Source organism: Arthrobacter sp. HMWF013 (assembly GCF_003061105.1).
Classification (GTDB): domain Bacteria; phylum Actinomycetota; class Actinomycetes; order Actinomycetales; family Micrococcaceae; genus Arthrobacter.
This window is the reverse complement of record NZ_QAIQ01000254.1, coordinates 1-1,057: the sequence shown is the minus strand read 5'-3', so window position 1 is coordinate 1,057 and position 1,057 is coordinate 1. Positions and strand designations below refer to the sequence as shown.

General features: G+C 65.5%; 1 protein-coding gene and 1 pseudogene. Both read right to left on the bottom strand.

The features are described from left to right. Window positions 1–144, bottom strand: a pseudogene (locus DBR22_RS24460) (quinone oxidoreductase); the annotation flags it as partial. A 211-nt stretch (window positions 145–355) separates the two neighbouring features. After that, on the bottom strand, window positions 356–1,057 hold a 702-nt coding region (locus tag DBR22_RS10265), incomplete at its 5' end, for an acyl-CoA desaturase (protein WP_146187465.1).

The following is a 1,057-nucleotide window of genomic DNA, read 5'->3' as shown; positions in this document are numbered from 1 at the left end:
GCGCTGGTACGTCTCGATGAAGTTGACGCCGGCAGCGGCGACCTTGACAAGCAGCTGGCCAGGACCCGGCACCGGGACCGCGGCCTCTGCCAGTTCCAGTACTTCGGGTCCGCCGGGCCCGCGGGCAACGATCGCGTGCGTCATGTGTCTCCTCTCCGGGCGGGGACTTCCCGGTCCGGTTTCTCTGACCATCCTAGGGACACCGGCACGGACAGCGAAGCGGCGGCCGGTAACCGGCCGCCGCTTCGTTTGTGCTTTCTGAGGGGGTGTTTGCCCTCCGCAGGCGCAGTAACGCGGGGTCACTCCCCGCCCGATAAAGGCTCGCCGAGGGGCCGGAAGTGACCCCGCGTTGGGTTTAGTAGCGGCGGGTCACCGTTGCCATGGGGCACTCGAAGTGGCGTCCGGCGGAAAGGCCGACGTCGTTGAGGTAGCGGACGATGATGCCGTACGACTGGAGCAGCGTGGTCTCCGTATAGGGAACCTGGTGCTTCCGGCAGTACTCGCGGACAATCTTGGCTGCCTTGTCCAGCTGGGGCCGTGCCATGTCCGGGAACAGATGGTGTTCAGCCTGGCGGTTCAGGCCGCCGAGCAGGATGTCCATAAAGCGGCCACCGGAGATGTTCCGCGAGGTGAGGACCTGCCGGCTGAAGAAGTCCACGCGGCTGTCAGCCGGAAGGACCGGCATGCCCTTGTGGTTGGGAGCAAAGGAGGCGCCCATGTAGAACCCGAAGACGGCCAGCTGGACGCCGATGAAGGCGAACGCCATGCCCAGCGGCAGGAACGTGAAAGCCAGGACGGGGAGGGCGCTGAGCCGGACGAGCAGAATGGGCAGTTCCACCCAGCGGTGGGTCACCTTGGCCCGGCGGAAGACGAACTTCACTGAATCGATCTGCAGTCCCAGTCCCACGAGGAAGAGCAGCGGGAAGAAGAACCAGCCCTGTTTGCGGGTGAGGAACGCGAACCGTCCCTGCCGGTCGGCAACTGCCTCGGTGTGGAAAGCGATGGGTCCCGGGGCGATGTCCGGATCCTTGGAGATGACGTTCGGGTGGTTGTGGTG